A 26,181-nucleotide genomic window follows, 5' to 3' on the forward strand; every position below is an offset into this window, starting at 1 on the left:
GCGGCATGATGTCCTCCGTGATGAACAGCGCTGACCTGCGTCCTGCTGCCTGGATACCGGGGTACGACGGTGGCCCCCTCACACACCGGGCCGGGCCCCTGGACGAGCCCCTGTTCTGGCTTGGGCACCTCTGCTCGTGTGCCCAGAGCGAGGAGGCTGAGGAACTGCTGTTCGGCGCGGACTACGACGCGGCCGGCGACTTCCAGCAGCGCCTGTGGGACCGGGGCGAGTGGCCGACGTTCACTGTCCCGCTCGCCGACAAGCACCGTCTCCACGTGGTCTACCGCACTGTCGCGGACGACACCGGCACCGACTACCTCCTCCACCACCCCGACTGGGACCAGGCCGAGCTCCTCGCCCGGGACGACGGGCACTTCATGGGGCCGGGCCTGTCCTGGCCCGAACTGGTGGCAGCCGCCGACAACGGGCTGCCCGGCGGCAGCACCACCGATCCCGACGCCCGCCTGCTGCTCCTGCTGCCTGCGTTCGGTGACGACGAGGTACCCGACGATGCCGTTGTCCGCCTGACGGTCGCACTCAGCGCGCGTACGAGCGTGGAAGACCCCGAGACCCTGGCCTCTGCTCTCCTGGAGGACCAGGCCGCTCCCGGCCCGGCACACTGGACGACAGCCGGGCACGGTTTCCCCGTCAACGACGGCGAGTACTCGTTCCGTAATCCCGCCAACCGCTTCGCATTGTCAGCCGATCGGCTGTCCCAGGTGGCCACCGCACTGGCACCGTGACCGGCGCACGCCCGCCACGGCACGGTGTCCTTGGCACGGACGACCGATGCGAGCTGACGCGCCAACAGGTCCTGGTACAGGTGATTGTCGAGACCCTCCGGCACGCAGGCCACGCCGGCATCGTCCGCGAGCTCATCGACGGACCTGCCGATCTGCGTACTGGTCCGACAACAACTCGAACACCCGTACTCGCCGACCGCAGGTGGGATTGACCGTCTCACGGACCGGATGCATCCCCAGTTTGGTCATGATCCGCTCGGAGGCGTCGTTGCCCACTTGGGCGATGCTGACGATCCGCTCCAGCCCTCGTTCTTCGAACCCGAACCGTACTGCGGCCGCAGCGGCCTCGGTGGCCAGGCCCTGCCCCCAGTGGGAACGTCCCAGCCGCCAGCCGACCTCGACCGCCGGCAGTACCTCCGGCAAGAAGTCCGGCACCGAAAGGCCGGTGAACCCGGCCAGCTCGCCAGTGGACCGGATCTCCACGGCGAACAGCCCGAAGCCCCGTGATTCCCACTCGCTCTCCCATGCCTGGATCCCGCCACGAGTCTGCTGCTCGTCACGGACGCTGCCGTCCCGGATCCACCGCATGACCTCGGGGTCTGCATTGACGGCAGCCATGGGCCCGACGTCTTCCTCACGCCAGCGACGCAGGATCAAACGGGGAGTCTCAAGCGTGACCATCGAATCATTCTGGATCAGGAAATGAGCGCTTCGCCATCCTCACCAGGTATTTTCGCACTCGACCTGACGGCCCAGCCCCAGTTGCTGCAGCTGCAGCAGGCTTCGTGATCCCTCCCGTGCATCCCTCACAGAAATATTTCTGCGTCTCAGTTCATCAGTGTCTTCCGCCGAATTGCCAGGCGTGGACCTCGGTATGGTCGTAGCGGTTCGAAGGCAGGGTGGCGCGTGCGGTGTCTGGATCCGGCGCCCGGACCAGCACCGCGGTGCCCAGCCAGCTGGTGCCGTCGTCGGAGAGCAGCGGCCCGTAGGCGATCAACTCGTCGCGGTCGGGGAGCAAGGCGGGGTCGGCAGTCTTCCCGGTGCCGAGGCCGAGCACCAGGTACCGGTTGCCACCGGTCCGGCCACCGGCGGAGTCCCCTGATTCTTGATACGAGCGCGGAGACGGTCAGCCGAGTGGGTCTCCCTCGCCGCATTTGCCGTTGGCCCGGGTGTCGACTCGATACCACCAGCAGGTCTTGGCGTCCCATGAGTGGTACGGCCATTCCTGGACGTCCTTGCGCTCGTCGTAGCAGCCATGGACTCCGGTGATGCACACGGCGGACCTGATGCCGTTGATGTAGGAATCCGTGCCTGCTACAGGCAACCGACGTCACCACCGGTGGCGCCGACTTCGCTCCAGCTGTAGCCGGTTCGGTGCCTTCCTCTTGGCTGACTGAGCCCAGCAATGATCTCTGATCGGCGGCGGTGCGTGCGTCGTTGCAGAGCGGGTGCATAGGATCGCCGACATGGCGCTGCGACCTGTTCAGGTGAACATAAAGGCTCTTGACGTCACTGCCGTCGGCCGGTTCTGGGCGGAGGCGCTCGGCTGGAGCATGTATGGCACGGGGTCCGGGGTGACCACCTACGTCGGACCCGTCGGCGGCCTCGTCTGGCCGGACCCGGTCGCCGTCGGCATCGACGTCGTGACCGTCCCGGAAGCCAAGACGACGACAAAGAACCGCGTACACCTCGATCTCGCCACCACCTCTGCGGCCCATCAGGCGGAATTGGTCGCGCGCCTTCAGACTCTCGGTGCTACGCCCGCCCACGTGGGTCAGGGAAGAGTGCCGTGGGCGGTCCTCGCCGACCCGGAGGGCAACGAGTTCTGCGTGCTGGAGCCCCGGGAGGTCTACCGGGACACCGGGCCGATCGCCGCGGTGGTGGTCGACTGTGCGGACCCACGGGCCATGGCCCGGTTCTGGGGCGAGGCGATGGACTGGGCCCTGCACAAGGTGACTGACGAACTTGCGGTGATGCGCTCCGCCAAGGGTGTCGGCCCGTATCTCGAGTTCCTCCGCACGCCCGGCGCGAAGGCCGTGCCGGACCGCGTCCACATTGACCTGCTGCCGTACCCCGGTGACGACAAAGCAGCGGAGGTGGCCCGGCTGCGGGCCCTCGGTGCCACCGACCTCGACCTCGGCCAGGGCGACGTACCGTGGACAGTCCTCGCCGACCCGGAAGGCCACGAGTTCTGCGTCCTCGCCCCGTCCTGACGCGGGCCCTCGGCGGACACCCCGTCACGTCCGAGCTGGGTACTGTGCAGGATTCAACGGTGCGGTGTTGCGTCCGGCGTCCGGCAAGGGCGACGACAGTGCCGACTCGGGCGAGAGCAGGGAGCGTGGAAGCGTGACAGCGAACTGGCAGCTCGGCGAAGAGTTCGAAACGCCCGAGGGGACCATCCGATGGTCGGTCTTCGGCAGCGGAAAGCCGATGGTGCTGGTGCACGGCACCCCGTACTCGTCGTTCCTCTGGCGGGAGATCGCACCGGCGCTTGCCCTCCACCGACAGGTCTTCGTCTTTGACCACCTCGGGTTCGGTCAGTCGGACCAACGTGAGGGGCAGGATCTGAGCCTCGCGGCTCATGCGCGGAACTTCGCCCGCCTCCTCCAGCACTGGGACTTGTCCGGCCCAAGCGTCGTCGCCCACGACATCGGCGGAGCCGTGGCACTGCGCGCGCTGCTGCTGGAAGAAGCGAGCTACTCGGACCTCACCCTTTTCGACGCCGTCAGCGGTGGTGAATGGGAGAGGGGACTCTTCCGACTGATTCTTCAGCACTCGGACGTCTTCCATCAGCTCCCGGGCTACGCTCACGAGGCCTTGGTGGCCAGCCACCTGCGTAATGCCACGCACACCGGCTTTCGCCCCGGTGTCCTGGAGGCGTTCCTCGCACCCTGGCAGGGCGCGGAAGGGCAGGCCGCGTTCTACCGTCAGTACAGCCAGATCAAGCAGGCCGATACGGTCGGTTACGAGCCCCTGCTGGGTGAGATCTCCATTCCCGTGCGCCTGATCTGGGGCCGCGAAGACCGCATTCTTCCGCCCCAATACGCCGAGTGGCTGCACGAGCGAATTCCCCATGCAGAGCTCCATTGGGTCGACGGCGCGGGCCACCTGCTCCAGGAAGACGCCCCGGCCAGGCTGATGGCCCACCTCACCGCCGACGTTCCGGCAGGCAGGTAGTCCGAGGCCAGAGCAGAGGCTGAGAGGACGGGCTCCCCAGGACCTCGGGGCGGGCCACTGCTGCGGCCCGGACCACCAGCGCGGTGGGCCCGGGGGTTCGGGGACCTCGGGGGTGCGGGGCCTTGGGGTCCGGGGGGGTCGGAATGTCCGGGGCATCCGGGACCACCGTGGGGTGTGAGAGGACTGCGTTGTCCGCGTTGTTCCCTTACCGGACGATGTCCCCGGTGCCGTCCGGCTCCACGGTCTCCACAGCGGCTCCGAGGGAGCGCAGGGCCGCGACCTCCTCGGCAGGTGTGACCGTGTCGGTCACGACCTGCTGGTAGAAGGCGGCGGTGCCATAGGCGTGGGTGGCGGTCTTGCCGAACTTGGAGTGGTCGGCCAGGAGCAGGGCCGTGCTCGCGGAGTCCAGCATCGCCTCCTTGACCTCCGCGTACTCGCGCAGCGGGTGGAAGAGCCGGCCTTCCCGCACGGCGGTGGCGGACGTCAGGGCCAGGTCGGCGTGGAGGCGGGTGAGCGCCCGGGTCACGTCGGGGCCGGTGCAGGAGTTGAACTCGTTGTGGTAGTGGCCGCCGAGCAGGGTGACGGCCACGCCGGGTACGGAGCCGAGGCGCTGGGCGAGACCGACGGAATTGGTGACCACGGTGAGCTGGTCGATGTCGGCGAGCATGCCGGCCAGCGGGAAGAGCGTGGTGGAGTCGTCGATCAGCAGCGTGCTTCCGGGTGTGATCCGGGTGGCCGCCGCGGCGCACAGGGCCGTCTTGACGGCGAGGTTGGTGCCCTCCCGGAAGCGCGTGGCGGTCTCCATGGTCAGGGCGGGGAAGGCCACGGCCCACCCGCGCACCTTCTGCAGCAGGTGACGGGCGGCCAGATCGTCGAGGTCCCGGTGCATGGTCATGAGGCTGACGTCGAATCGCGCGGCGAGGTCGTCGATACGTGTCTCACCGTGCTCGGCGACGTGTTTGAGCACATCCTGTCGGCGCTGCTCGACGGCGGCCTGGGACAGCCGTGGCTTGGTCGGCAACGTGGTGCTCCTTCCCCTTCGCCGACCGCTGGCGGCCGATGGTGGCCCGGGGCGGCGGCCAGGGCGACCGGCCCCGGGCCCGGTGGTCATCCCGTGGTCGGACGGACCAGGGGTTTGACCGTCGTGCTGTCCCGGTCGGCGGCGGTGAGGGCGTTCTCCGCCGCCTCCAGGGGATATCGGTGGGAGATCAGCCGGTCCAGATCCACTTCGCCGGAGGCGGCCAGCGCGATGGCGGTCGGCCAGGTGTTGGCGTAGCGGAAGGTGCCGGTGACCTCGATCTCGAAGTTTTGCACATGGGCGAGTGGCAGCGGGACGGTGTCCCCGCCCATGCCCACCAGTACGGCTCGGCCGGCCCGCCCCACGGTGCGGAGCGCCTCGTCGACGACGGCGGGGACGCCCGAGCACTCCAGCAGCACATCGGGGGCGAAGCCGGTGTCGGAGAGGCCGGTCGAGCGTACGTCCACAGTCGTGGTGGCCCCCAACTGCCGGGCCAGTTCGAGGCGGTGAGGAGCGACGTCGGTGACGACGACCTCGGTGGCACCGAAAGCGCGGGCGGTCTGAGCGGCCACCAGCCCGATGGGGCCCGCCCCGGTGACCAGGACCCGGGAACCAGTCTCGACGCCGCCCTTGCGGCAGGCCCATACGCCCACCGACAGCGGCTCCAGCAGCGCCGCCGTCTCGGCGGTGAGCGGAGCGGGGACCGGGTGGGCGAAGTCCTCGTCGACGGCGACGTACTCGCACAGGGCGCCGTCGACGGGTGGCGTGGCGTAGAACGAGACGTCGGGGCACAGGTTGTAGCGGCCCCGGCGGCACTGGGCGCAGCGGGAGCACGGCACGCCCGGCTCCAGGGAGACGAGCTGTCCCATCTGGTGGCGGGAGGTGTCGGGGCCGAGGGCAACGACCGTTCCGCCGGGTTCGTGGCCCAGCACCATCGGGGCACGGACGACGAAGTCGCCGATCCTGCCGTGCCGGTAGTAGTGGACATCGGATCCGCAGATGCCGACCGCTTCGACGCGGACGAGTACCTGGCCGGGGCCGGGCGCGGGCACCGGGCGCTCCTGGATCTCCAGTTCCTCCGGGGCGCGGAGCACTGCGGCACGCATGGTGGAGGGGATGTGTGAGGGAAGGATGTGAGACGTCATTCTCCGGTCACGGCTCCCATGGTCAGGCCGGTGACCAGCCACCGGCGTTCGGCGAGACCGACGAGCATCATCGGCCCACGACGATGACGACGGTCGTCCGGTTGGCTGTCGGTCGGTCCCGGTCGATGCCGCTCCGGGCCACCAGCCGACCGACGGTGTCGAGGGCAACCTTCTGTGCCAGCGGGGACACTTCGGCGTCACGGTGTCGACGCGCACGCCGGTCGACTCGGTGCCGAGGACCGCGTCCGGACGGCCCGCGCAGACGTTGAGCAGTCCGGTTCCGGCAGTGTCGGCTGCCGACACCCGTCGGCGCAGCACGGACCGACGGCTCAGATGCGGCGGCGACCGGCGGCGACCTGGACGTCCGGGTGGTCGGAGAAGTGGCATGGCGGTGCCTCCCTGGACCGGTTTGACGGACATGAACGTCTGCGAGAACCATTCTTACCAGAAGAGAGACGTATTGTTAACACATTATGTGAGACGTTCGAAGATGAGGCCCATCCGGCGTCGCTCGCCTCACGTCCCAGAAGCATTGAGCGCGAGTTCGCCGTCCGGCTGGTCCAGGAGCACCTGGACAGTGAAGGCCCGAGACAGTTGGTGGTGACGCACGCCGAGGAGCACGAACTGGTCTGGATCGTCTGCCACCAGTCGCCGGAATATGTGCGCACAGGAGAGGCCCTCGCGGAGTATCCGAACGGAAAATAGCGGTGGCGTCAGGTGGTGAGTCCCGGCAGAAGAGCCTTTGCCGCTTTGATTCCTAAAGATCGTCAGCCGGGGCGCTTGGCCATGACGACCAGACCGGGCCCGCTGTCCTCCGGGGGGAGTCGCAACTCGGCGAACGGGTTGAGGCTGGCTTGCTCGATCAGGTTGGCGAGTTGTTCCGGCCGCCACTTGCGTGTCGTCCAACGGACGGGTACGCCTCCGTAGGCCTCGGTGGCACCGCGTCTTCGTCGCCGACGTGTGTTGCGGTGATGAAGTGTCCGCCTGGCTTCAACGCCCGCGCAAACAGGGCGAGGACCTGGGGAAGGACGTCCCGGGGGAAGTTGAACAGTGACCACCACCCGAGCACACCCCTCAGGGATGCTTCACCGAGGTCGAGCTCGGTGGCGGAAGCGACAGCGAAGCGGCACTCCGGATGAAGCCGGCGCGCGTTCTCGATCACGGCCTCGGGGAACATCGGTACAGCGGTTATCGGTGAGAACGATCACGGTCCGGGCCGTGCGAGTGTGGCCGCCCCTGCTTCAGGATGGACTTCCTGTTCCGTCATGATTCCGCGCCTCGGTTATGCAGTCGTGCAGCCGGTTGCGCACGTCCCGCAGGTCCGTCATCTGCCGGTCGAGGCGGTCGCGTTCGGCCGCGAGCAGCTCCAGCAGTTCCGGTGACGCCTCACCGGAGTCGGCGAACGGCAGCACCTCGCGGATGGTTCTGCTGGGCAAGCCCACGGAGTAGAGCTGTTGGATAAGCCTGACCCGTTCGACGGCACCGGCCGGATACTGGCGCTGGCCACCCGGATTCCGGGTGGAGTGCAGCAAGTCCTGCTGCTCGTAGTAGCGCAGCGCCCTGACGCTGACGCCCGCCTTCGCGGCGACCTCTCCGATCCGCATCCCGGCCTCCTGACTCGACTCCACGTCTCGCTTGCACCTGACGTTGGCGTCAGGTTTTAGCGTAGCGGACACGGCGCGAACCACCCCTTACGAACTCTGGAGCAGGCCTGTGACCAGCACATCTCCGACTCACTCCTCAGGATCCCAGGAAGAATCAGCAATGTTCATCGGGAACACGTCCGTGATCGCCGAAAGCGCAGCGTGGTCGGCATGACCAACATCAACAAAACCGTCGTCGTCCTGGGCGCCACGGGGCAGCAGGGGGGATCGGTCGCCGCTGCGCTGCGGGCCGACGGCTGGGTGGTGCGCGCGGTCGTGCGCGATCCGTCCGGCTACCGGGCCCGGTCCCTCTCCGCCTCCGGCGTCGAAACCGTGCGCGGTGACCTTGGGGATCCGGAGTCGCTCCGCGCGGCCTTCGCTGACGCCCACGGTGTCTTCAGTGTCCAGCCGAACTCCGGCCAGGCCGGCGCCGGCGTGACCAACGAGGACGAGGTCCGCTTCGGCACGGCGGTGGCCGACATCGCCGAGCGCTGCGGCGTCGCCCACCTTGTCTACAGCTCGGCGGTCACCGCGGGGTCGACAACGGGCGTCGACCATCTCGACACCAAGAGCCGTATCGAGGCCCATGTCCGGAATCTGGACATCGCCAGTACCATCATTCGGCCAGCCACGTTCATGGAGCTCCTGGTGACCCCCGAAATCGGCCTCGACCGGGGACACCTGTCCTTCCTGATGCGCCCCGACCAGGCCATGCAGTTCATCGCGGTACGCGACATCGGCCGCATCGTCGCCGCGGTCTTCGGCTCACCCGAAAGCTACGCCGGCCGCACCATGGAGATCGCCGGTGACGCTCTCACCGGCAACGCCCTGGCCGGGCATCTGACCCAGGCCGCCGGCCGATCGATCAGCTACAGCCGCCTGCCGACGACCCTGCCGGCACAGGACGAGGTCCTCAGCAAGTTGGAAGCACTCGTAGACGACGGCAGGCTGGTGGGAAACGCGAACCTCGACGCCTTGCGCACGGAGTTCCCGTTCCTGCTGTGCTTCGACCGCTGGCTGGCGGGCCCTGGTGCGGGCCTCCTCGATGAGGCGCTCCGTTCCACGGACACGGGAATCGCTCCGCGCTGAACGAGGCCCTTCCAGGCATCGGGAAACATCAGTACAGCGGTTGGCGCCGAGAACGATCATGGTCCGATCGGCGCGAGCGTGCTGACGCGCTTCTCGTACTCGCGGTGGGCCTTGCGCTGGGCCGGGACGTGCCTGGCAATGCGTTGCAGGGGGCTGGTGAAGAGATCAGGGCTCGCTCGGCCCCCACTCCCACGCCCCGCCGTCCTTCCAGTCGATGAGGTCGGCGTCGTCCAAGTGGATGTGCTCACGTTCCATGCCTGCCTCTTCCAGCAGGTCGAGCAGTTCCATGGCGTTGTACGCCACGCCGAGTATCCGACCGTGAGCAAGGACGCGCCGACCACCTTGGCTGTCGGGGGCGTGGACGACCACGGGTGCAGCCATGGCTCCAGAGTGCGCCAGGGCGGGTCGGCCCGCATCCTGGGCCGTACGGGCGCTGTCGCTTCCGGTCTGTGGTGTGCCTGCCCCCTCACCCTGGCGACGCACCACCGCAACTTCGTCCACTGTCCGCCTCCTGCCCCCGGGCTACTCGGTCTACGTCCCCGTCCGGCGCTCGGGCACTCGCTCGTCGCACCTTCCCACAGCGGTGAGCATCCAGCTGCCGAGACAGCTGGGGGGCTCAGGGCTATGCGTCCGTGGTCAAGGCAAGCTGGTAGCTGGGGCCGCCGCATCCCTCTCGCAGGACACCGTCACGGCCGCAGAGAGCACTGTTCATGCCTGCGCCACGAGGCAGGACCGGTGGCCCCAACCCGATGCGACCTTGGTGATCTCCTCGCCCTTCTCGTAACGGGACGCGCAGTGACCGCAGCGGCCGGGGAACTTCGCTTTGATCACCGGTCCCGCACCGCCACCCGACCGAGGGCGCGAGCGCGCCTTGCCGGAGCGGGTCGCGCGCGGCTTGTCCTCGGTCTCAGGGCTCGGCTGCGGGAAGCCGGCGGCGCCGTGAGCGGTGCCGGAAGGAGCCTGCTCGGTGGCCGCCGTGCTGGCCGCGGCGTCGGCGATGGCGTTGAGCGGGTCGCCGTTCATCTGGTGGGCGAGGACGTGTTGGAAGGTCACGTCGCGACCTTCCAGCAGGCTGTCGATGCGAACGACCAGGTCCTTGTTGGCCACGGGCTTCTTGGACGTGGTCTGCCAGCCGTTGCGCTTCCACCCGGCGATCCACTTGGTGACCGCGTTCATCGCGTACTGCGAGTCCATCCGGATCTCCAACGGCACGGCCGGATCGGTGGCCTCCAGCAGCTCCGCGAGCGCGGTCAGCTCGGCCACGTTGTTCGTCGTGCGGCCGAGCGGGCCCGACTCCCAACGCTGCGGGCTCCCCGAAGGGTCAGCAAGCACCCAGGCCCAGCCGGCAGGCCCGGGATTGACCTTGGCGGCACCGTCACAGGCCGCGACCATACGTTCTGGCATCCCTCGATCATGCCAGACCCCACAGCGCCACTGATCTCCGCCAGGAGCGTGACCGTCAGCGACCAGTTGGTGACCGACGTCCGTCGCCCGTGCGTCGAACCGTCCCCGACTTCCGTCCTTCCGCCCCTGCGCCGACCTTTGGCAGCCTGGGCACTCCCGGTGACCGCTTCACGGTGGTTCGGAAATCCGCCGAGTCTCGGTGTCTGCAGGGTGTCAGTTCGTGAACCGAAGGTCGGTGAACGACCGCATCTGGCAAGATCAGCTTGTGTCTCGCCCCTCGGTGACCTTGGCCAGAATCGAGCTCGCCGACTGGCGAGCTGTCCATTCCTGGGCTGCCCTCCCCCAGGTCTGTCGCTTCCAGGCGTGGGGACCGAACACCGAAGAGGAAACGCGCGCGTTCGTGGCGACTGCGGTCGAGGCCTGGGCGCACTCGCCGCAACAGCGGTTCGCTTACACGGCCCGGGTCAAGGGCGACGTGGTCGGCATGGGCGAGCTCCACGTCCGGAGTCGAGTGCAACGTCAAGGCGAGATCACCTATGCCGTGCATCCTCGGGCCTGGGGTCAAGGCGTAGGAACGGCGATCGGCAAGGAATTACTTGCGCGGGGGTTCGAGGATCTTGAACTCCACCGCATCTATGCCACCTGTGATCCGCGGAATATCGGGTCGGCACTGGTTCTCGGCAAGCTCGGCATGAGTTGGGAAGGACGTCATCGTCACACTGCGCTGATCCGCGACGGTTGGCGGGACTCCGACATGTTCAGCATCCTCGAAGAGGAGTGGCGCGAGAAGGAGGGTCCGGATGTCCACGAGTAGCCAGACGGCCTGTGCCTACTGCTCGGGCCGGATGGCCTCGTCCGCTGTCCACCGCGCCTTGCCGGGCGGCGGACCGGCGGTGGCCGGGAAGCGCTCCTCCTCACCCGAGCTGCCCGCCAGAATCTTGTGAACGATGAAGGGCAGCGCTTCATTCGTCCCGCGCTCGGCCGACCGATGGAAAGCCGTCCACCGCGCTCCTGCACCGACCGGCAGGCCAGACCGATGTCCGGCAACTTCCGGCAGCGAGGTCCGTCTGACGGGTCAGTCGCCGGACGCGCCGGGTGGGTTCCTGGGACGCGGCAGAGGCTACTGAGCGGCTTGGAAGCGGGCTGGAGTAGACGACGCTCGTGGTGACTGAGCCCAGGGCGGCGATGCGGCCCGTGGTGCCTTCCAGGTCGCGGTAGCGGAGGCGGACGGAAGCAAGAACCTCGAGCCCCAGGGCCTCGGGGCTCACGACGGCGGAGTAGCCGGATACGACTCCGTGCTCCTCCAGCCGTCGGACTCGTGATGTGTCCGACGTCCATGTCTCGCTGGAGTCCGGCAACCCGGGCTTCGTACTCGTCGACTCGCGGGGAGATGCCGCGTGGGCGCAGGCGCATGTGCCGCGTGCGGTGCACCTGCCCAGCGCTGAGATTCCGGAGCGCGCCGCGAGCCTGTTGGATCCGGCGGTTCCGGTCATCACGTACCGCTGGGGGCCCGGCTGTGACGGCGCGACCCGTGCTGCGCTCGCCCTTGCCCAGCTCGGCTACCGCGTCAAGGAGATGATCGGCGGGATCGAGTAGTGGATCCGCGAAGGGCTACCCGTCCAAGGGGCGGACGGCGTCGGACCTGGAGCAGCCGCCGGCGGCCACACGACGTCGATCGGGGAGGGGCGCGGACATCCTTCGAGCTTGGTCGGTCCGTTTCGTGTCAGGTGGTTTCGGCGAGCAGATGAATGACACCGGCTGGGTTCTTGATCCAGTGGGTTCTGGTCCCGGGGTCTTCCAGAGGTTCGACCTCGTCACATGGTCGGATGCCGATGCGGGCGAATTTGTCGGTGGCGGCGTCGAGATCATCGGTGTGGAGCTGGAGCCACAAGTCGGGCTGGCTGTAGTTGTCGACGCAGTCCAGCCACAGGGTGTTGGGGCCGAACCGCACCGAGTGGGTTCTGGAAACGGTCGGCGCGTAGGAGACGTCGTCTTCGTTGACATCGAAGCCCAGGGTGTCTCGGTAGAACGCCACAGTGGCGTCGTACTGTGCCTTGGGAATCTTCATGGCGATGTTCAGACCGGCGGTGAATCTCGGCTCGTTCATCGAGTGTCTCCATCGTTGGGGTCGGTGGCGTCCAGTGCATGTTCCAGCGCGGCCAGTCGGTCGTCCCACCGATTAGCGAGGGTGGCCAGCCACACCTGGGCGGTGCGGATGGCGGCCGGTTCCAGCCGGTAAGGGTGACGGCGGCCGGTTGGTTCGCCGAGGCTGATCAAGCCCGCTTCGGTGAGCTGGCCGAGGTGCTTGGCCACCGCCTGCCGACTGACGGGCAGCCGCCGCGCCAACTCGGTCACCGTGGCCGGCCCAGCACGAGCCAGCTCGTCCAGCAGCGCTCTCCGGATAGGCTCGGTCAGCGCCGCGAACACCGCAATGGCCTGCCGGTCCGGGTCAGGTGGCCGCATCGAGGTAGGCCTCAAGGTCAGCGAGTTCGGCATCCCATCCCTGGCTGTTGGTCTTGTGTGCGGATCGAGCCATGTCGACGGCGACTTGGGCGAACCCGCTCTCCACCAGGCGTAGCCGCGTGCCCTCGGCCACAGGCTCCAGGGTGAACTCCACCAACGTCTGGGGCGCGCTGTCTTGCGGCAAGCCCTCCATGGCCCATCTGAAGGCGAAGCGGTAGGGCGGGTCAACGACTGTGATCGTGGCGGTCGATTCATCGCCCAGGTCGTCCCACCGGAAGAACGCCCGCCCACCGGGGCGCAGATCAATCTCAGCCACCGAGCCGAACCATCCTGACAGCCCTTCGGCGGTGGTCAGCGTGGCCCACACCCGCTCGATGGGGTGCCGCAGCACCACCACCCGCTCGATCGTGTCCGAAACCATTGCCACCTTCCTATCGCAACCTGTAGGTTGCCATCGATGGCAACCTACAGGTTGCGATCACTTCTCGCAAGCTCGGCGAGTTTGTCGGCCAGCGCGTCCAGTTCGGCGCGGCGCGCGGTGATCCTCTCCAACGCTCCGGGCTTCTCCCCGATCGCCGTGACGTGATGTTCTTGCTACCGGTCGTAGGAAGTTGGTGGGCCGAGCCGCAGACGAAGCCGGGAACTGTCCGTAAAGTGATCAGCAAGGCCAGTGGTCGCCGACCGCCCTCACCGGTCAGATGGAGCTCCGCCGTCGGACCACCTCGGGATCACCCCAGAGCTCACCCGTGCGATGCCAGGCGGGGCGGTTCGCTTGCCGGGGACTCATGGGACACGGTTGCGGGCGCCGGCCACATTCGGTGAGCACGGCAGACGGTCGAGTCCGCTTCCACAAGGGCCGGTGCCTCGTCGAACCACGGCTTCACCCGGGCGAACGGAGGTTCGGGGGCGAACCTGCCACGCAGCCAGGGAAAGTCCACTTCCTCCATGGTGATCGTGTCGATCAGTACGTCCTGGCGCATGAGCCGCCATATGTCACTCTGCTGCGCGATCCTGCGGCCACGGCCATGGCTCCACCAAATCCGGCCGCTACCGGGAGGGCGACCGAAGGGGCGGAGAGATACTTGACTTAAAGTTTGGTTGAACTATCAGGATTGCGCCATGACCACACAGAACAGCGCGATCCTCCTCTTCCGCAACACCATGCGCATCAACGACGGCCACCTGGACGGCTTCCGTGACGCCATCGCCCGAGCCGTGGACTTCGCGCAGCAGCACGGGCCGCAGTTGATGGTGGAGACCTTCGTGGACGAGGAGCAGATGCTCGCGCACAGCTTCCAGCTCTACCGGGACTCCGACGCGGTCCGCCTGCACTGGCAGCTCGCGGACCCGTACATCAAGGAGGTGATGGAGCACTGCCGAGTGGAGCGCTTCGAGGTGTTCGGCGAGCCGGACGCCGACGTGGTGGAGAGCGTGCGTTCGGCGCTGGGCGATCAGTGCCCGCTCACTTTCTCCCCCCGTATCGCCGGCTTCGTCCGCTTCGCACAATCGCCGGAGACATAACCAGCATGCCTGTGCGGGCCGGGGCAGAGCACTGTCCCGGCCCCACGAGATGTCCCGCGCGGCAAGTCGTCCCCGCAGCGACCCAGTTCCTGCGCGCAACTGAGCCGCCGCCGACCGACCGCCACCCCCCTATCCGTTCCGGTCCCGATCAGCGGCAATATCGGGCGTCACGAGGGCGGGGTGCTCTGTTGGCCGGGTGAAGGTCGGTGGACGGTCGGTGGATGCAGTACCCGGCCTCCGTCACTGCCCCACCCGTCCGTCTATGCACTCGCGCAACAGGTCGGCATGCCCGCAGTGACGGGCGTACTCCTCGACCCTGTGCACCATCAGCTCCCGAACTGCGATCCGGTCCTTCCCCAGACGCTCACTCGGGTCCGGGTGCTCGGCCAGCGCGGCATCGGTCGCGGCCTGCTCGCGGGCCAGCGCGGCATACGCAGCGTCGACCTCGGCCTGCTCGGCGACCGCTCCGTCGAAGTCCCCGTCGTTCTCGCCGTACAGCTTCGGCAACGGCTCACCGTCGCTGATCCAGTTGAGCCAGTCGCGTTCCGTCTCGGCGAGGTGTCGAAGCAGACCCAGCAGCGACATCGTCGACGGCGGGACCGATCGACGGGCCAGCTGCTCCGCGTCCAGACCCTCGCACTTCATCCGCAGGGTCATGCGGTAGTTCGTCAGGGCGTCCTCCAGCGACTCCAGCTCACCCTCCGGGCTGGGCCCGTCGTTGTTGCGGGGGTCGTCGTCCGGGTCGGTCCACATGTCGGGGTAGATGGTCGCCCGACTCCATCTCGCGGGTTCGTCACTCATGCGTTGCATATTCATCCGTGACGACCCCTGCCCGCCAGGGTCTGGCGCCAATGTGGTCTTGGCTCGTGGATCGCGGCCGGGCGATGCGTCGGGAGCCGGGCACTGGTCGTCGTCCTCCGACATGTTCCCGCGGCGGCTTCTTCCCTGGTACAGGGCAGGGCGCACAACGGTGTCGGTGGGGCGCGTCGCCGTTCTGTCGGTCACACCGGTGCGCCCTGACAGCCACTCGATAGTGGTCGGGAGCGCACGCCAAGGGTGGGCAAGGGACGGAAGTGGGCCGTGCGTCTCGGCCCGCCCGGGGACAGTAGTTCCTGGGGAGATTCTTCGAGACGGAGCAGCGACATGACCTCCACCGCCTCCTCCCTGCACCGCTCCTTGGCCATGGCCGTAGAGGCCACGAGCGCTCCCATGCCCTCTTCCGCTCTGCTGCCGCAGGAGGGCGAAACGACCGAACAGCGGGCCGCACGCAAGCACCACTTGTTGCCCGAGAGGCTGGCCGCCAACCGCGACATCAACCATCTGACCCCGATCATGCTCAACGCCTGCCGCAAGGCCGAAGCGGGAAATCCCCTCACCGATCTGGAAAGTGACCTGCTCGACCTGGCACGTCTGGCCGCTCCGACCCGCAGCGATCTGTTCGGGTACGGGACGGCGTACACGGAACTGGGTGAGGGAGGTCGCGCGGCTCTGTTCCCCGACCGCATTGCTGAGCTGACGATCGAGGACTCGTGCACCTACGAGCAGGTCTCCCAGGAAGTGGCGGACTATTGGCCGGTCATCAGCCAGTTGCCCAATGTGGCGTTCCATGAGCCGGGTATGCGTCCGCAGGACATGCCGTCGGGCGAGGTGGTGCAGCGCTACGGGTGGAGTCGGATCATCCCGCCCCGCCCCCTGCCGGAGGCCGGTCGCGGGAAAGGGCAAGCGGCCTCGGGCCCGGTCGGTGCTGCCGATGCCTCGCGTGACCCGATGTGCGCGACAGTGCACGTCGTGCGGGCGAAGTGCCATGAGCACACCTGGGGCGAGCCGGGCACGGACGAGGTCTATTTCACCCTCCAGGTCACCGACGGCGATCCCGACTACACCTTTGACCGGACCACCAAGACAGTCGAAGGCTTCAAGAAGGGCGTCACCAAGGATTACAACCAGCCTGTCGTGGCGTGGATGCACGACGACGAGGTGGACGAACTTCCCGTCACCAACGTCTGGATCGCCATCCAAGGGTGGGAGGAGGACCACGGTAAAAGTGACTTGGTGAAGAAGATCGGAGAGAAAGCCCGAGACATCAGCGAGAAGCTGATCAAGGGCGTCAAGGACCCGACCAAGAAGGGTGATATGGCCAAGGGGATCGGCGGCATCATCCTGGCCATCGTCAGTCTTCTCACCCAATGGTGGCACGACGACTACATCGGGCAGAACTTCCTCGGCCCCTGGGGCCCCGATATCAGGGACGAGCGGAGCTTCAACGTCCTGGTTGTCCAGTACACCCCTGACGGCCACGAGGCGAAGGGCAGCGGAAAGTACGAGGTGACCCTCAAGGCCACCCATGAGTGCTACGGGGAGCGCTGACCCCGGAATGCACCGCTGAGGCAGCGCACCTGGCCTGGGTATCAGGGAAAGTGGGCGTGACACCTTGACGGCGGCGCCAGATCCCCCTCCGACGTGCCCTTCGCAACGGGGAGTCCCCTTGCGGGAGGGCGGAGGCCTCGCACCGTTACTGGTTGACCTGTGCCGTGTCGCGGGACCGGCCGCCCATTGCCCGCGGGTCGCTTTGCCCGCGGGTCGCTCAGGCGGCGACTTCCGAGCCGACCGTGACCCGCTCGCCCGGGGAGCACCGCAGGATACGCGCATCGTGCCCACGGCGCCCGGCCTCGGCGAGGAAGTCCGAGAGCGGTGAGCGGAAGACGGTGTAGTCCTCGTGATGGACAGGAAGCGCTCGACGCGGGCGGATCAGGTCGAGCAGGTCGGCGCCCTGTTCGGCGTCCATGGTGACCACCATCCCGCCGGGCAGGGTGGTACCGCCCAGGTGCATGACTGCCAGGTGGATGTCGGGATGGCGGCGGGCGATCTCGCGCAGACCGTCGTACATCAGGGTGTCGCCGGTGAGGTACACAACGAGACGGATCTCGCCGGAACGGTCGCCGAACTCCAGCAGACTGCCCATCACCGGCGGCAGCAGGGCGCGCGCCGGGGCCGGCGCGTGGCGTCCGGGGAGCGAAGTGATTCGTACCAGGGAATCACCCCGCAGCAGGGTGTGACTCTGCCATGTCCTCAGACCCACTGCGCGATGGAACCCGAACAAGCCCTGCAGAAGGCGTGAGGCGTGTGGGGTGGACACGAAGGGCAGGCCGCGGTCCAGGCCGCGCCGGGCCACGCGGTCGAAATGGTCGCCGTGCAGATGGGACAGTACGACCGCGTCCAGGTCCTCGTGGGGCAGCTCGGAGATGTCGACGGCCGGTTCCGTGAGCCGACGTGAGACGAGACCGTAGCCGAGGTGGGCGAGCTGCCCGCGGTGGAGGAAGTTCGGGTCGGTCAGCAGCGTGAGCTTCCCGTAACGAATCAGCAGCGTGGCGTTACCGATGAACAGGATCTCCGCAGTGCCTTCGGGCGGTCTGTGCTGCACGGCGCACTCCCTACGTCACTCCTGTGCCGGGTCACCCCCTGAGTGACCCGGCACTGTGCATCTACACCTGACGGCGCCGATGATTGGCCTGCAAGCCCTTGGACACGCACTCCCCCGCTCCCGGCCCTCTGGCGTCGTCACTGCGGGTCGGCGGGGCGCTGCAGTGCGCTGCATTGCACCACAGGGCACCGCGATGCGCGATCAATGCTGTCACGGGCATTCACGGATCTTCCGGAACTGCGATTCCGGCTCGGCTCGTGTGGGCCGACCATGACGGCTGGGAGAGCATATTGTCGCGTGGTGGACAACGCGTTCTGGATCGCTGCCCTGACCGGTGGCACGGCTGTCCTCGCCAGCTGGGTGACGAACCAAGGCAATGCCAAGGCGGCCCGGATACAGGCGGACTCCGCAGCAGAGACACAACGAATGCATCAACTACGTGAGAGCCGACGTGCCGCATACATCGACCTGATCGAGCACACCCATCGGATGGCGGAACTGTACTGGGAGGTATCGACCACCCGGCAGATCAGTGACGCCGACGAACGCCTCGTCGCCCGTACCGAGCTGCGTGACCGCGAACTCGATGCATACGCGAAGCTTCGGCGCTGCGTACGCGTGATCGATCTCGAGGGGCCTCCAGACGTGGCCGCGGCAGCGGAGGCGTTGAAGGATGAGGTCAGCAACTTCTACGCGGCCTTCAAGGCTCTGCTGGCCGACGCGGCAGGTGCCGAGACGGACTTCGACAGCCGGTACAGACCGTTCTGGGCGGCCCTCACACGGTTCACCGAAGCCGCCAGGCAGACCCTGTACGCCGAGTAACGGCCGTTGTCCCACCGGACTTGAGGCCGGGTGTCGAGTGAGCGCGGGCTCAGTGCGGTCGGCGACCGTGACCCCGACGCTGTCGCCGACCAATACCCCAGAGCGTCCCCAAGGCCCCGAACGCCGCCTGACGCCGCCTGACGCCGCCGACTGACGTCACCGGACGCGGCAGGGGCCGATCGGATCGGCTACGTCTCCGTCAACGCGGTGACCAGTTCATCGAGTCCGTCGAACCGCCAGTCGAAGACATCGGTGCTCGTCGGCGGGTCCCCGACCGGCCGCTGGACGTAGGCGGTCCGCATACCTTGCGCCTGAGCTCCGCGCAGATCCCAGGCGTGGGCGGCCACCTTGAGCACACGTTCCGGTGGACAACCGGCGGTGTCGAGGGCGAACTGATAGACCTCCGGCGCCGGCTTGTAGGCCTGGACGGCTTCGGCGGACAAGGCCTGGTGCCACCGCAACCCGGCATGCGCGTTCAGCCGTAGCAGGGCGGTCCGGGCGGCGTTGGACAGTCCCACCACGGGGAACCGCTGCGCCAGCCGCTCCAGACCGGCGACAGAGTCTCCCCAAGGGGGCAACCGCCGGCTCGCTGTTGCCAGCCGGGCAACGGTCGCCGGATCGGCGATCCCGGCACGGTCGGCCACCCGTTGAGCAGCCTCTCGGTCGATGATCTCGCTGTTGACGTACGCGCGGTGGCCTTGCTCGATGCGTTGCTGTTCGAACTCGACATGCTGCTGCCACACGGTGAGCAGCTCGTCGACGGCCGCGTCGTCGGCCGCCGGTACCGCGTCGCGGATGCCCGCTCGGAGCCCGCCGGGTTGATCGACAAGTGTTCCGAGGATGTCGAAGACGACGACCTCGATGTCGCAGATCTTGACCATGCGTGCTCCTGTTCACTCTCGCGTCACCGGTTCAACAGGTGACGATATTGCCGCCAGGCTCGTCACCGGTCAAGATGGTGACGTGAATTTCGCGTACGTGAGCGGCAACGCAGCCCTCGATCTGGCCGGCACCGTGGGGTCGCGTCGGGACGAGCCCGACGACACCCTCGCCACTCCTGCTGACCTCGAACGGTGGGTGGCCGCATGTGACGAGCTTCCGGACCGTGTTACCGCCGACTCCCCGACCTTCGAATTCGCGCTGTCGCTGCGGGAGGCGATCTACCAGCTCGCTCTCGACCGCGTGCTCGATCGGCGCTTCGACCCGGCCGGCCTCCGGATCGTCAACGACGCGGCCGCCGGGCCGGTGCCCAAGATGGAGCTGAGCGACGCGGGGCTGCGCATGTCGGGAGACCTGCGCGCAGCGCTCTCTCACATAGCCAGAAGCGGCATCTCCGTGCTGGCCGACCCCCACGCCTGTCTCAAGGAGTGCGGTCGCCCAGGCTGCACCCGCATCTATCTGGACCGCTCACGGGGCGCCCGGCGCACCTGGTGCGGTATGGACGCGTGCGGCAACCGCGTCAAGGCCGCCGCCTATCGAGCCCGCAGACGGGCAGCCACCACGGCCGAGGACGACGGTCCCAGGGGAACCACCTGACGTTCGAGGGTGACAGCGATCACCACGCTGGTCGCCACAGGCACGAGTGGATGTGCGATCGTGGACGGCAGAGCCCGACAGGCTCCTGGACGAGGTGCGCCGTACCCAGTCATGACAAGACGACGCGAAGGGTGTCTGTCATGGCATGGCTGGTTCTTGTGGTGTCCGGAGCGCTGGAAGCGGTGTGGGCAACGGCGCTGGGCAAATCGGAAGGCTTCACCCGTCCCCTGCCGAGCATTGTTTTCGGCCTCGGGCTGGTGCTGAGCATGGCCGGACTGGCCTTTGCGCTGCGGACGGTGCCCGTGGGCACCGGCTACGCGGTCTGGGTGGGCATCGGAGCGGTGCTCACCGCGACCTACGCCATGCTCTTCGACGGTGAATCAGCCGGCCCGGTGAAGCTGCTGCTGCTGGTCGGCATCGTCGGCTGCGTTGCCGGTCTGAAACTGACGCACTGACCTCGTCCCGAAGCCCGCAGCGGCACCCGACGTAAGTGCGTGCGGCTGCACGCGCCGGGGCGGCATCCTGGGGCGATGGAGCAACTGCAGAAGATCGCGGGCCTGGTCGACGGTGTGCTGGGGCCCGAGGCCATCGGGACGTACCTGCACGGATCCTGGGTGCTCGGCGGCCTTCGACCGGCCAGCGACGTGGACGTCCTCGTCGTCTCACGGCGCCGTATGAACGACCGGGAACGGCAGGCACTTCTCGATGGACTGCTGCGTATTTCCGGTTCCGGTTCGCCCGGCAGCCCCCGCCCGGTCGAGCTGACTGTCGTCGTCCAGTCCGAGGTCCGCCCGTGGCGGTACCCTCCGACCTGCGACTTCCAGTACGGCGAGTGGCTGCGCGCCGAGTTCGAGGCGGGGATGCTCCCCCAGCCGGAGCCGATGCCGGATCTGGCCCTGCTCATCACGATGGTGCTGTCCGGTGATCGCACGGTCGGTGGCCCGCCGCCGGCGCGGGTACTGGAGCGCGTTCCGCACGAGGACTTGGTGCGGGCCGGCGTGTCGGGGATCCCGGCGCTGCTCGACGAGTTGGACAGCGACACCCGCAACGTCGTCCTGACCCTGGCGCGCATCTGGACCACGCTCGCCACCGGGGAGAGCAGGCCGAAGGACTCCGCCGCCGACTGGGCCCTGGCGCGGCTTCCACCGGAACACCGCCCTGTACTGCAACATGCTCGGCAGCTGTATCTCACCTCCCTCTACTCCGAAGAGAGCTGGAGCCGCGCGTTGAAAGCGCAGGTGCGTCCGTACGCGGACGCCGTGCTCACCGAAATCGACCGGTTGGCGCCACGTTGACAGCTGGGCCGCGTTGACTGCTGGGCCTCGTCGTTCGGATCACCGATTGATCCCGCTGGACGAATGACATAGAGGTCCCCGGCCAGGTGGCCGGGTGTCAGACGAGCAGCCCCGCATCGTGCGCCAGCACCGCCGCCTGGACCCGGTTGGTGCAGCCGGTGCGGGTCAGGATGCTGCTGATGTGGGCCTTGACCGTGCCGGGGCTCAAGTGGAGCTGTGCGGCGATCTCGGCGTTGGAGAGACCGGTGCCCAGCAGCCGGAGGACGTCTCGCTCGGCCGGTGTCAGATCGGCGATCCGCCGTGAGGCGGCGTCGCTGCCGTGGCCCAGTCGGGTCCGGAAGTCGACGAGTTGGCGGGTGACCTGCGGGGCGAGGACGGGTTCCCCGGCGGCGGCGCGGCGTACGGCGTCGATGAGGTCGCGGGGGCCGGTGTCCTTGAGGAGGTAGCCGTGGGCTCCGGCACGCAGAGCGCCGGCGACGGTCGATTCCTCGCCGAAGGCCGTGAGCATCACCGCTCGGGTGCGGGACGACTGCCGGGTGATCTCGGTGACAGCGGTGATGCCGTCCCCGGGCATGCGGATGTCGAGGAGGGCGACGTCGACGGGGTGGGTGCGGCAGGCTTCTACGGCCTCATGGGCGTCCTGCGCCTCGGCCACGACACGGATCTCGTCGTCGTTCTCCAGGATCAGACGGACCCCGGTGCGCATCAGCGCCTCGTCGTCGGCGATCAGGACTCGGATCATCGGCTCAGTCTAGAACTGCCATGATCAGCAGGGCGATGGTGGCACTGACCGTCGGCAGCAGCACCAGCAGCGCCGCGCAGCCGCCTCCCAGGAGGCGGGGCCATGTGAGGACCTCCGTGGACAGCGGGGGCCGGGAGCCCGCCCCGTCGGAGACCGGCCCGGGTGAAGTGGTGTACACAGGCGGCACATCGGGCCGGACGGGTATACGGGCGGAGAGGACGAAGCCGCCCTCCGGGCGCGGTCCGGCGTGAAGAGCGCCCCCGAGCAGGTTGATCCTTTCCTGGAGGCCGACGAGTCCGCTGCGGTTCCCGTCCCCGGGCGGACGGGGCAACGGCGGGGCCTCGTTGACGACGGCGACCACCACCGTGTCTCCTTCGTCCTGGAACGTCACCCGGACAGGTGCGCCAGGCGCGTGCTTCAGCGCGTTGGTGAGTCCCTCGCGGGTGACACGGTGGACGGCCTGCCGGGTGCGGGCGTCCGCGTCCGTCGCCCCGGTCGCGTTCCAGTGCAGTTCGGCGTCGGCCCCCGCCTTCCGGGAATCCTCGACCAGGGCCGAGAGGGACTCGCGTGTCCCCCGCTCGCCGATGTCCTCGCGGGACTGGTGCCGGAGGACTCCGAGGATGCCGCGCAGCTCGTCCATGGCCGTTCCGGCGGTGGTACGCAGCAGTTCGGCCTGGGGGGCCAGCGGGGGCGCCTCTCGTTCGGCAGCGAGCTGGAGGGCTCCGGCGTGCACCGAGATGAGGCCGATGCGGTGGCCGAGCAGATCGTGCATCTCGGCGGCGATGCGCGCCCGTTCCTCCATGCGGGCCGCCTCGTCGGTGAGCAAGCGGGTCTGTTCGAGGTAGGCATTGCGCTCCCGGAGCAGCCCCTTCAGCGGGCGGCGATGCCCCAGCACCATGCCGGACAGCGCGGGCAGCAGGATGAACAGCGCAGCCACGCCGGCACCGGCGAGCAGGTACGGCAACGTCGGGAGCCCGCTGAGGGATTGGACGGCTATCGACAGGAGCACGGCGCCGACAGCGCTCGCCCCGACCGCTGCCCAAGCACGTCGTGCGGGGGTGATGCGGCGTACGGCGGACCACACGACGCACGGCACCACCACCGTCGACCACACGTTCTCCCCCGCGATCACCGGCATGCAGCCCAACACCGTGAGGGCTGGGTACCTTCGCCGCGCGGGCACGAGCAGCGCCGTCCACACGCCTATGACGGCCACCCCCACCGGGTGGGCCGGCGGAATCAGCGGAAGCGGCACCAGCGAGCACAGCAGGACCAGGCCGGCGAGTACGGACTCGACGACGACCGTCCGCCGGGGCGCGGTACGCACCGCGTTCCGGATCGCGACGGTCTCGCGGCGCATCCGCTTCCACAGTCGCGCTGCCGGGCTCAAGGTCTCCTCCGTGCGGGTTCCGGTCTCGACGTCTGCTCCGGCCGTACGTGTCGGCGAACCACTGCGGCCTCAGGCGGCACGTGCCGCTCCCGCCGGGACCCGGAGCTCCGGCTCCGCCCGCAGTCCGGCGACGTCCGCCCCGCTCTCGGTCAGCACACGCTCGATCTCCGCCGCGGTCTCCGCGTTCGTCCCGGTCTTGTCCAGCAGCGCGGCCAGCAGGTGGGTGGTGCCGACCGTGGGCGAGTTACGAGCGGAGGCGGTGAGCTCTGTGACATGCAGGAGCCGTCGTTCGAAGTCGGCGGAGCCGCGGATCTCCGGGGGCTCTTCCTCCGCGACCCCGGTGGTGGGAAGCAGTACTCGGGCGAGAGCATCCTGCCGTACACCGTATCGGTGCAGGAGTGCCGCCCCCTGGTTCGCTCCCGTCAGCTCTTCGGGCAGCTCACGTTCCGCGACGGTCAGCGACCGGTCCAGCGCCAGGACACCCAGCAGCACATCGACGGCTTCCATCTCCGACGCCCCGCGCCGCACCGCCACTCGTGGTGCCTCCGCGCGCACCGCGCTCACGAGCGCGGAGCCGAACCCGGCGCCGCCCCCGAATATCCAGGCAGTGAACTTCCGGGTCAGCGGATTACCGCTCTTCCCGAACGTCCCCGCCTTGCGCAGCATCAACACCGAGCCGGGTTCCGGCGCTTCGTCGCTCCCCCGCAACGCGTCGAGCGCGGTCGAGGCAGCCGAAACCTCCAGCTTCTGCAGCACCAACCATGGCCTCGCGGGCACGTGTATCGGGCAGTTCGACCAGTGCGCGTGCTACATGGCGGACGCGCACGGAGACGGTTCCCTCCTCCCGTGCGATCTCCAGCGCCTTGCGCAGACAGGTCCGCAACGCGCCGGTGATCGGCGGGAGTTCGACGCCTCCCTGCTGCTTCTCCTCCTCCTTCTTCCGGTTCTTCCAGCGGAGTCTCTTGGCCTCCTCGTGCCTGACCTCCCGCCAGAAGGCGTCGATCTCCCGCTCGTCGTCCGGGCTTCCCGCTGCGCCGTCACCCGCATCGTCACTGACCCACACGGATGTCCCCCGGCACCCGATCGAGCCGCCGAGCGAACCAGAGGCCTTCATACCGGGGCGATCGCGGAACCCGCGGCCGAGTCGCCCGAGACGAGCGCGTAGAGCACGCTTTCCGTACCGACGTCCTCGCGTTCCTGCTTGGCCACCGCGCGCATCGCCTCCAGCAAGAGCTTGACGACGTCCCTCTCGAACTCGGTGGTCACGCCGGCGTTGCTGTCGGACGTTCGCTGATCCATCGGGCGCCTTCCTCTCCGTGGTGCTGCCTGCTGAGAAGGACGCTAGCCCGCACTCTCCAGCTCGGCCTCGGCTGACCGGCCATGCTTTCTGGCCGATCGGCCAGGTACTTCCGTCCGACAGGCAAGGCACCCGCCTTCGAGACGCTGACCGGCGCCGGCGCGGTCTTGGGGCAGTGACCCCCATCCCCGTAAGACCGGCGCGGCCGTCGCCGAGCGGTGCATCAGCAGCCTCCAGGCAGTGACGAGGCTGCCTGGCTCATCCACCGACGAGCGCCCGCAGCGTCACGTACAGCAGTGACGGGCCGAGCAGGCAGCCGACACCCGTGTAGAAGGTCGCCGTCATCGCTCCATAGGGCACAAGGCGCTTGTCGGTGGCCGCCAGCCCGCCGGCCACCCCGGAGGTCGTGCCCATCAGACCGCCGAACGCCATGGCGGCCTTCGGGTTGTTCAGACCGATCAGCGGGGCGATCAGTGGGGTTCCCACCATCACCACGACGGATTTGACCAGACCGGCCGCCACGGACAACGCGATGACCTCCGAACTCGCGCCCACCGCGGTGCCGGTCACCGGCCCGACGATGTAGGTGGCCGCGCCGGCGCCGATCGTCGCCATCGAGGCGGCGTCCGTGTAGCCGAAGGCCGCGGCGATGACCGATCCGGCCACGAACGAGACCAGTACCCCCAGGAGGATGGAGAGCGCGCCGGCCGGCCCGGCCCGCTTGATCTCCCGCAGGTCCACGCCGTACGCGGTGGAGACGATCGCGAAGTCCCGCAGCATCGCACCGCCCATCAGACTCAGGCCGGAGAGGGCGGCGAAGTCGGCCAGTCCGTCTTCGCCACCGGTCACCGCACCGCCCCAGTAGGCCAGGATCAGGCCGAGCAGAATGGCGATGGCGGAGCCCTGCAGCCGGCCGCGGGTCAGTGCCTTGGACAGCCACCCGGAGAACAGCATCAGTCCACCGACCAGCGCGAACGCCACCAGCAGGCCGTTGTCTTCGAAGACGGAGGCGAACACGTCCATCTCAGGCCTCCTGCTTCTCTTCGGCGGTCAGCGGCGCAAGCGGCTGCGCCGGTTCGCCGATCCGGGTGAGCACGGGGACCAGGGCGCCTCCCGCGACGAGCGCGGCGAGGCCGGCCAAGATGGCCATCGGCCCTCCGGTGACCGCCTTGACCACGTTCTGGGTGGAGGCCATGGCGATGACGATCGGTATGTACATCGCGCTCCAGAAGAGCACGCCCTGCTCGCTGGCTGCCGGGAACTTGCCCTTGCTGCGGAGCCAGCTGGTGACCAGCACCAGCATGATCATGGCGAATCCGACTCCGCCGACATTGGCGTCGACACCGACGGCGACGCCGAGCAGTTCACCGACGAGCGTGCCCACGAGCATGCACAGCGCCAGTGCTGCCACTCCATAGATGACCATCGTCTTCTCCACACTGAGAGACTGAAAAAACGGGGGAAGGGGGGAAGGG

34 protein-coding genes, 3 pseudogenes and 1 riboswitch are annotated in these 26,181 nt (G+C 68.2%); of the genes and pseudogenes, 13 read left to right on the forward strand and 24 right to left on the reverse strand.

Annotated features, from left to right (window positions below; genetic code table 11):
• Positions 1-20 precede the first annotated feature (20 nt).
• Positions 21-743, forward strand: a complete 723-nt coding sequence (locus KBY19_RS23815) for a hypothetical protein (protein ID WP_247691354.1) — start codon at positions 21-23, stop codon at positions 741-743.
• Entirely contained in the window at positions 740-955 is a 216-nt protein-coding gene (locus tag KBY19_RS37595) for a DUF664 domain-containing protein (RefSeq protein WP_307842573.1), read from the forward strand. The genes KBY19_RS23815 and KBY19_RS37595 overlap by 4 nt, the downstream gene beginning before the upstream one ends.
• On the opposite strand, the gene KBY19_RS23825 is transcribed toward KBY19_RS37595, so the two are convergent.
• From KBY19_RS23825 to KBY19_RS23835, 3 genes and pseudogenes are all read right to left on the reverse strand, one after another.
• A complete protein-coding gene (locus KBY19_RS23825; protein ID WP_210966663.1) occupies positions 876-1,424 on the reverse strand; it encodes a GNAT family N-acetyltransferase in 549 nt (182 codons plus the stop codon). The genes KBY19_RS37595 and KBY19_RS23825 overlap by 80 nt on opposite strands.
• A gap of 154 nt (positions 1,425-1,578) precedes the next feature.
• A pseudogene (locus KBY19_RS23830) lies at positions 1,579-1,830 on the reverse strand (hypothetical protein); the annotation flags it as partial.
• A gap of 39 nt (positions 1,831-1,869) precedes the next feature.
• Positions 1,870-2,067 carry a hypothetical protein gene (locus KBY19_RS23835; RefSeq protein ID WP_210966664.1) on the reverse strand — a complete coding sequence of 66 codons (198 nt, stop codon included), beginning with the start codon at positions 2,065-2,067 and terminating at the stop codon, positions 1,870-1,872.
• A 142-nt stretch (positions 2,068-2,209) separates the two neighbouring features.
• Here KBY19_RS23835 and KBY19_RS23840 point away from each other — a divergent pair, with 142 nt between their 5' ends.
• Both KBY19_RS23840 and KBY19_RS23845 read left to right on the forward strand, forming a co-directional pair.
• Positions 2,210-2,956: a VOC family protein gene (locus KBY19_RS23840; RefSeq protein ID WP_210966665.1), complete on the forward strand. Its 747-nt coding sequence runs from the start codon at positions 2,210-2,212 to the stop codon at positions 2,954-2,956.
• Between the two features lie 133 nt (positions 2,957-3,089).
• Positions 3,090-3,920, forward strand: coding sequence for an alpha/beta fold hydrolase (locus KBY19_RS23845; protein WP_185016001.1), 831 nt, complete (start codon positions 3,090-3,092; stop codon positions 3,918-3,920).
• Positions 3,921-4,125: 205 nt separating this feature from the next.
• Here the strand turns inward: KBY19_RS23845 and KBY19_RS23850 are convergent, their stop codons facing one another.
• From KBY19_RS23850 to KBY19_RS23865, 5 genes are all read right to left on the reverse strand, one after another.
• Positions 4,126-4,941, reverse strand: coding sequence for a DeoR/GlpR family DNA-binding transcription regulator (locus KBY19_RS23850; protein WP_247691344.1), 816 nt, complete (start codon positions 4,939-4,941; stop codon positions 4,126-4,128).
• An 86-nt stretch (positions 4,942-5,027) separates the two neighbouring features.
• Complete coding sequence (locus KBY19_RS23855; protein ID WP_247691345.1) at positions 5,028-6,044, reverse strand: NAD(P)-dependent alcohol dehydrogenase; 1,017 nt, start codon at positions 6,042-6,044, stop codon at positions 5,028-5,030.
• 106 nt (positions 6,045-6,150) lie between these two features.
• Positions 6,151-6,273, reverse strand: a complete 123-nt coding sequence (locus KBY19_RS37325; protein ID WP_282102969.1) for a hypothetical protein — start codon at positions 6,271-6,273, stop codon at positions 6,151-6,153.
• 672 nt (positions 6,274-6,945) lie between these two features.
• On the reverse strand, positions 6,946-7,260 hold the full coding sequence (locus tag KBY19_RS23860; protein ID WP_247691346.1) for a class I SAM-dependent methyltransferase: 315 nt from the start codon (positions 7,258-7,260) through the stop codon (positions 6,946-6,948).
• Positions 7,261-7,324: 64 nt separating this feature from the next.
• Complete coding sequence (locus tag KBY19_RS23865) at positions 7,325-7,687, reverse strand: MerR family transcriptional regulator (RefSeq protein WP_075743866.1); 363 nt, start codon at positions 7,685-7,687, stop codon at positions 7,325-7,327.
• A gap of 210 nt (positions 7,688-7,897) precedes the next feature.
• On the opposite strand from KBY19_RS23865, the gene KBY19_RS23870 reads away from it, so the two are divergent.
• The gene (locus KBY19_RS23870) at positions 7,898-8,815 is read left to right on the forward strand and encodes an NmrA/HSCARG family protein (protein WP_185016004.1); all 918 of its coding nucleotides are present in this window, start codon (positions 7,898-7,900) and stop codon (positions 8,813-8,815) included.
• Between the two features lie 165 nt (positions 8,816-8,980).
• On the opposite strand, the gene KBY19_RS23875 is transcribed toward KBY19_RS23870, so the two are convergent.
• Both KBY19_RS23875 and KBY19_RS23880 read right to left on the reverse strand, forming a co-directional pair.
• The gene (locus KBY19_RS23875) at positions 8,981-9,196 is read right to left on the reverse strand and encodes a hypothetical protein (protein WP_210966667.1); all 216 of its coding nucleotides are present in this window, start codon (positions 9,194-9,196) and stop codon (positions 8,981-8,983) included.
• A 327-nt stretch (positions 9,197-9,523) separates the two neighbouring features.
• Positions 9,524-10,207, reverse strand: a complete 684-nt coding sequence (locus KBY19_RS23880; RefSeq protein WP_210966679.1) for a ribonuclease H — start codon at positions 10,205-10,207, stop codon at positions 9,524-9,526.
• A 247-nt stretch (positions 10,208-10,454) separates the two neighbouring features.
• Here KBY19_RS23880 and KBY19_RS23885 point away from each other — a divergent pair, with 247 nt between their 5' ends.
• A complete protein-coding gene (locus KBY19_RS23885) occupies positions 10,455-11,033 on the forward strand; it encodes a GNAT family protein (RefSeq protein WP_307843601.1) in 579 nt (192 codons plus the stop codon).
• Between the two features lie 15 nt (positions 11,034-11,048).
• Here KBY19_RS23885 and KBY19_RS37830 read toward each other — a convergent pair whose 3' ends face one another.
• Both KBY19_RS37830 and KBY19_RS36810 read right to left on the reverse strand, forming a co-directional pair.
• Positions 11,049-11,276, reverse strand: a complete 228-nt coding sequence (locus tag KBY19_RS37830; protein WP_368860995.1) for a DUF6192 family protein — start codon at positions 11,274-11,276, stop codon at positions 11,049-11,051.
• Between the two features lie 64 nt (positions 11,277-11,340).
• Positions 11,341-11,538: pseudogene (locus KBY19_RS36810) on the reverse strand (Lrp/AsnC family transcriptional regulator); the annotation flags it as partial.
• Position 11,539: 1 nt separating this feature from the next.
• Here KBY19_RS36810 and KBY19_RS23895 point away from each other — a divergent pair.
• A pseudogene (locus tag KBY19_RS23895) lies at positions 11,540-11,812 on the forward strand (rhodanese-like domain-containing protein); the annotation flags it as partial.
• Positions 11,813-11,942: 130 nt separating this feature from the next.
• On the opposite strand, the gene KBY19_RS23900 reads toward KBY19_RS23895, so the two are convergent.
• Genes KBY19_RS23900 through KBY19_RS23910 form a run of 3 tightly spaced genes read right to left on the reverse strand, consistent with a single transcriptional unit; the run spans position 11,943 to position 13,103 of the window.
• Complete coding sequence (locus KBY19_RS23900; protein ID WP_210966669.1) at positions 11,943-12,326, reverse strand: VOC family protein; 384 nt, start codon at positions 12,324-12,326, stop codon at positions 11,943-11,945.
• Complete coding sequence (locus KBY19_RS23905; RefSeq protein ID WP_210966670.1) at positions 12,323-12,682, reverse strand: helix-turn-helix transcriptional regulator; 360 nt, start codon at positions 12,680-12,682, stop codon at positions 12,323-12,325. Before KBY19_RS23905 ends, KBY19_RS23900 begins: the two co-directional genes overlap by 4 nt.
• On the reverse strand, positions 12,669-13,103 hold the full coding sequence (locus KBY19_RS23910) for an SRPBCC domain-containing protein (RefSeq protein WP_247691347.1): 435 nt from the start codon (positions 13,101-13,103) through the stop codon (positions 12,669-12,671). Before KBY19_RS23910 ends, KBY19_RS23905 begins: the two co-directional genes overlap by 14 nt.
• Positions 13,104-13,801: 698 nt before the next feature.
• Between KBY19_RS23910 and KBY19_RS23915 the strand changes: the two genes are divergently transcribed.
• The gene (locus tag KBY19_RS23915) at positions 13,802-14,203 is read left to right on the forward strand and encodes a hypothetical protein (protein ID WP_210966672.1); all 402 of its coding nucleotides are present in this window, start codon (positions 13,802-13,804) and stop codon (positions 14,201-14,203) included.
• Positions 14,204-14,443: 240 nt separating this feature from the next.
• Here the strand turns inward: KBY19_RS23915 and KBY19_RS23920 are convergent, their stop codons facing one another.
• Positions 14,444-15,004 (reverse strand): DinB family protein, encoded by a 561-nt coding sequence (locus tag KBY19_RS23920; protein ID WP_209211171.1) that lies wholly within the window; start codon positions 15,002-15,004, stop codon positions 14,444-14,446.
• A 342-nt stretch (positions 15,005-15,346) separates the two neighbouring features.
• On the opposite strand from KBY19_RS23920, the gene KBY19_RS23925 reads away from it, so the two are divergent.
• Complete coding sequence (locus KBY19_RS23925) at positions 15,347-16,570, forward strand: hypothetical protein (protein ID WP_209211172.1); 1,224 nt, start codon at positions 15,347-15,349, stop codon at positions 16,568-16,570.
• Positions 16,571-16,787: 217 nt separating this feature from the next.
• On the opposite strand, the gene KBY19_RS23930 is transcribed toward KBY19_RS23925, so the two are convergent.
• Positions 16,788-17,624: an MBL fold metallo-hydrolase gene (locus KBY19_RS23930; RefSeq protein WP_210966673.1), complete on the reverse strand. Its 837-nt coding sequence runs from the start codon at positions 17,622-17,624 to the stop codon at positions 16,788-16,790.
• 300 nt (positions 17,625-17,924) lie between these two features.
• Between KBY19_RS23930 and KBY19_RS23935 the strand changes: the two genes are divergently transcribed.
• The gene (locus KBY19_RS23935; RefSeq protein ID WP_307843602.1) at positions 17,925-18,446 is read left to right on the forward strand and encodes a hypothetical protein; all 522 of its coding nucleotides are present in this window, start codon (positions 17,925-17,927) and stop codon (positions 18,444-18,446) included.
• A gap of 188 nt (positions 18,447-18,634) precedes the next feature.
• Here the strand turns inward: KBY19_RS23935 and KBY19_RS23940 are convergent, their stop codons facing one another.
• Positions 18,635-19,327: a haloacid dehalogenase type II gene (locus tag KBY19_RS23940; RefSeq protein ID WP_099877349.1), complete on the reverse strand. Its 693-nt coding sequence runs from the start codon at positions 19,325-19,327 to the stop codon at positions 18,635-18,637.
• Positions 19,328-19,409: 82 nt separating this feature from the next.
• Between KBY19_RS23940 and KBY19_RS23945 the strand changes: the two genes are divergently transcribed.
• From KBY19_RS23945 to KBY19_RS23955, 3 genes are all read left to right on the forward strand, one after another.
• The gene (locus tag KBY19_RS23945) at positions 19,410-19,982 is read left to right on the forward strand and encodes an ABATE domain-containing protein (protein ID WP_185016009.1); all 573 of its coding nucleotides are present in this window, start codon (positions 19,410-19,412) and stop codon (positions 19,980-19,982) included.
• Positions 19,983-20,049: 67 nt separating this feature from the next.
• Positions 20,050-20,111: riboswitch (guanidine-III (ykkC-III) riboswitch) on the forward strand.
• 11 nt (positions 20,112-20,122) lie between these two features.
• Positions 20,123-20,437, forward strand: a complete 315-nt coding sequence (locus KBY19_RS23950; RefSeq protein WP_099877354.1) for a multidrug efflux SMR transporter — start codon at positions 20,123-20,125, stop codon at positions 20,435-20,437.
• 75 nt (positions 20,438-20,512) lie between these two features.
• Positions 20,513-21,277: an aminoglycoside adenylyltransferase family protein gene (locus KBY19_RS23955; protein ID WP_210966675.1), complete on the forward strand. Its 765-nt coding sequence runs from the start codon at positions 20,513-20,515 to the stop codon at positions 21,275-21,277.
• 97 nt (positions 21,278-21,374) lie between these two features.
• Here the strand turns inward: KBY19_RS23955 and KBY19_RS23960 are convergent, their stop codons facing one another.
• The 6 genes from KBY19_RS23960 to madL form a co-directional block, all read right to left on the reverse strand.
• Positions 21,375-22,019 carry a response regulator transcription factor gene (locus KBY19_RS23960; protein WP_099877359.1) on the reverse strand — a complete coding sequence of 215 codons (645 nt, stop codon included), beginning with the start codon at positions 22,017-22,019 and terminating at the stop codon, positions 21,375-21,377.
• A gap of 4 nt (positions 22,020-22,023) precedes the next feature.
• Positions 22,024-23,409: a sensor histidine kinase gene (locus KBY19_RS23965; protein WP_247691348.1), complete on the reverse strand. Its 1,386-nt coding sequence runs from the start codon at positions 23,407-23,409 to the stop codon at positions 22,024-22,026.
• Positions 23,410-23,478: 69 nt separating this feature from the next.
• A complete protein-coding gene (locus tag KBY19_RS36815) occupies positions 23,479-24,165 on the reverse strand; it encodes a hypothetical protein (RefSeq protein ID WP_247691349.1) in 687 nt (228 codons plus the stop codon).
• A 354-nt stretch (positions 24,166-24,519) separates the two neighbouring features.
• A complete protein-coding gene (locus KBY19_RS36820; RefSeq protein ID WP_247691350.1) occupies positions 24,520-24,708 on the reverse strand; it encodes a hypothetical protein in 189 nt (62 codons plus the stop codon).
• A 256-nt stretch (positions 24,709-24,964) separates the two neighbouring features.
• On the reverse strand, positions 24,965-25,729 hold the full coding sequence (gene madM / locus KBY19_RS23975) for a malonate transporter subunit MadM (protein WP_210966676.1): 765 nt from the start codon (positions 25,727-25,729) through the stop codon (positions 24,965-24,967).
• 1 nt (position 25,730) lies between these two features.
• Positions 25,731-26,181: malonate transporter subunit MadL (madL, locus tag KBY19_RS23980; protein WP_247691351.1), on the reverse strand; the 451-nt coding region annotated here is incomplete at its 5' end.

Origin of the sequence: Streptomyces sp. B15 (assembly GCF_018070605.1) — a bacterium.
GTDB lineage: Bacteria > Actinomycetota > Actinomycetes > Streptomycetales > Streptomycetaceae > Streptomyces > Streptomyces smyrnaeus.

Coding starts and splice junctions, on each gene's coding strand:
- KBY19_RS23815 (WP_247691354.1), top strand. CDS start 21: ATGAACAGCGCTGACCTGCGTCCTGCTGCCTGGATACCGGGGTACGAC.
- KBY19_RS23825 (WP_210966663.1), bottom strand. CDS start 1,424: ATGGTCACGCTTGAGACTCCCCGTTTGATCCTGCGTCGCTGGCGTGAG.
- KBY19_RS23840 (WP_210966665.1), top strand. CDS start 2,210: ATGGCGCTGCGACCTGTTCAGGTGAACATAAAGGCTCTTGACGTCACT.
- KBY19_RS23855 (WP_247691345.1), bottom strand. CDS start 6,044: ATGCGTGCCGCAGTGCTCCGCGCCCCGGAGGAACTGGAGATCCAGGAG.
- KBY19_RS23860 (WP_247691346.1), bottom strand. CDS start 7,260: ATGTTCCCCGAGGCCGTGATCGAGAACGCGCGCCGGCTTCATCCGGAG.
- KBY19_RS23865 (WP_075743866.1), bottom strand. CDS start 7,687: ATGCGGATCGGAGAGGTCGCCGCGAAGGCGGGCGTCAGCGTCAGGGCG.
- KBY19_RS23870 (WP_185016004.1), top strand. CDS start 7,898: ATGACCAACATCAACAAAACCGTCGTCGTCCTGGGCGCCACGGGGCAG.
- KBY19_RS23875 (WP_210966667.1), bottom strand. CDS start 9,196: ATGGCTGCACCCGTGGTCGTCCACGCCCCCGACAGCCAAGGTGGTCGG.
- KBY19_RS23880 (WP_210966679.1), bottom strand. CDS start 10,207: ATGGTCGCGGCCTGTGACGGTGCCGCCAAGGTCAATCCCGGGCCTGCC.
- KBY19_RS23900 (WP_210966669.1), bottom strand. CDS start 12,326: ATGAACGAGCCGAGATTCACCGCCGGTCTGAACATCGCCATGAAGATT.
- KBY19_RS23905 (WP_210966670.1), bottom strand. CDS start 12,682: ATGCGGCCACCTGACCCGGACCGGCAGGCCATTGCGGTGTTCGCGGCG.
- KBY19_RS23910 (WP_247691347.1), bottom strand. CDS start 13,103: ATGGTTTCGGACACGATCGAGCGGGTGGTGGTGCTGCGGCACCCCATC.
- KBY19_RS23915 (WP_210966672.1), top strand. CDS start 13,802: ATGACCACACAGAACAGCGCGATCCTCCTCTTCCGCAACACCATGCGC.
- KBY19_RS23920 (WP_209211171.1), bottom strand. CDS start 15,004: ATGAGTGACGAACCCGCGAGATGGAGTCGGGCGACCATCTACCCCGAC.
- KBY19_RS23925 (WP_209211172.1), top strand. CDS start 15,347: ATGACCTCCACCGCCTCCTCCCTGCACCGCTCCTTGGCCATGGCCGTA.
- KBY19_RS23940 (WP_099877349.1), bottom strand. CDS start 19,327: ATGGTCAAGATCTGCGACATCGAGGTCGTCGTCTTCGACATCCTCGGA.
- KBY19_RS23950 (WP_099877354.1), top strand. CDS start 20,123: ATGGCATGGCTGGTTCTTGTGGTGTCCGGAGCGCTGGAAGCGGTGTGG.
- KBY19_RS23955 (WP_210966675.1), top strand. CDS start 20,513: ATGGAGCAACTGCAGAAGATCGCGGGCCTGGTCGACGGTGTGCTGGGG.
- KBY19_RS23960 (WP_099877359.1), bottom strand. CDS start 22,019: ATGATCCGAGTCCTGATCGCCGACGACGAGGCGCTGATGCGCACCGGG.
- KBY19_RS36820 (WP_247691350.1), bottom strand. CDS start 24,708: ATGGATCAGCGAACGTCCGACAGCAACGCCGGCGTGACCACCGAGTTC.
- madM (WP_210966676.1), bottom strand. CDS start 25,729: ATGGACGTGTTCGCCTCCGTCTTCGAAGACAACGGCCTGCTGGTGGCG.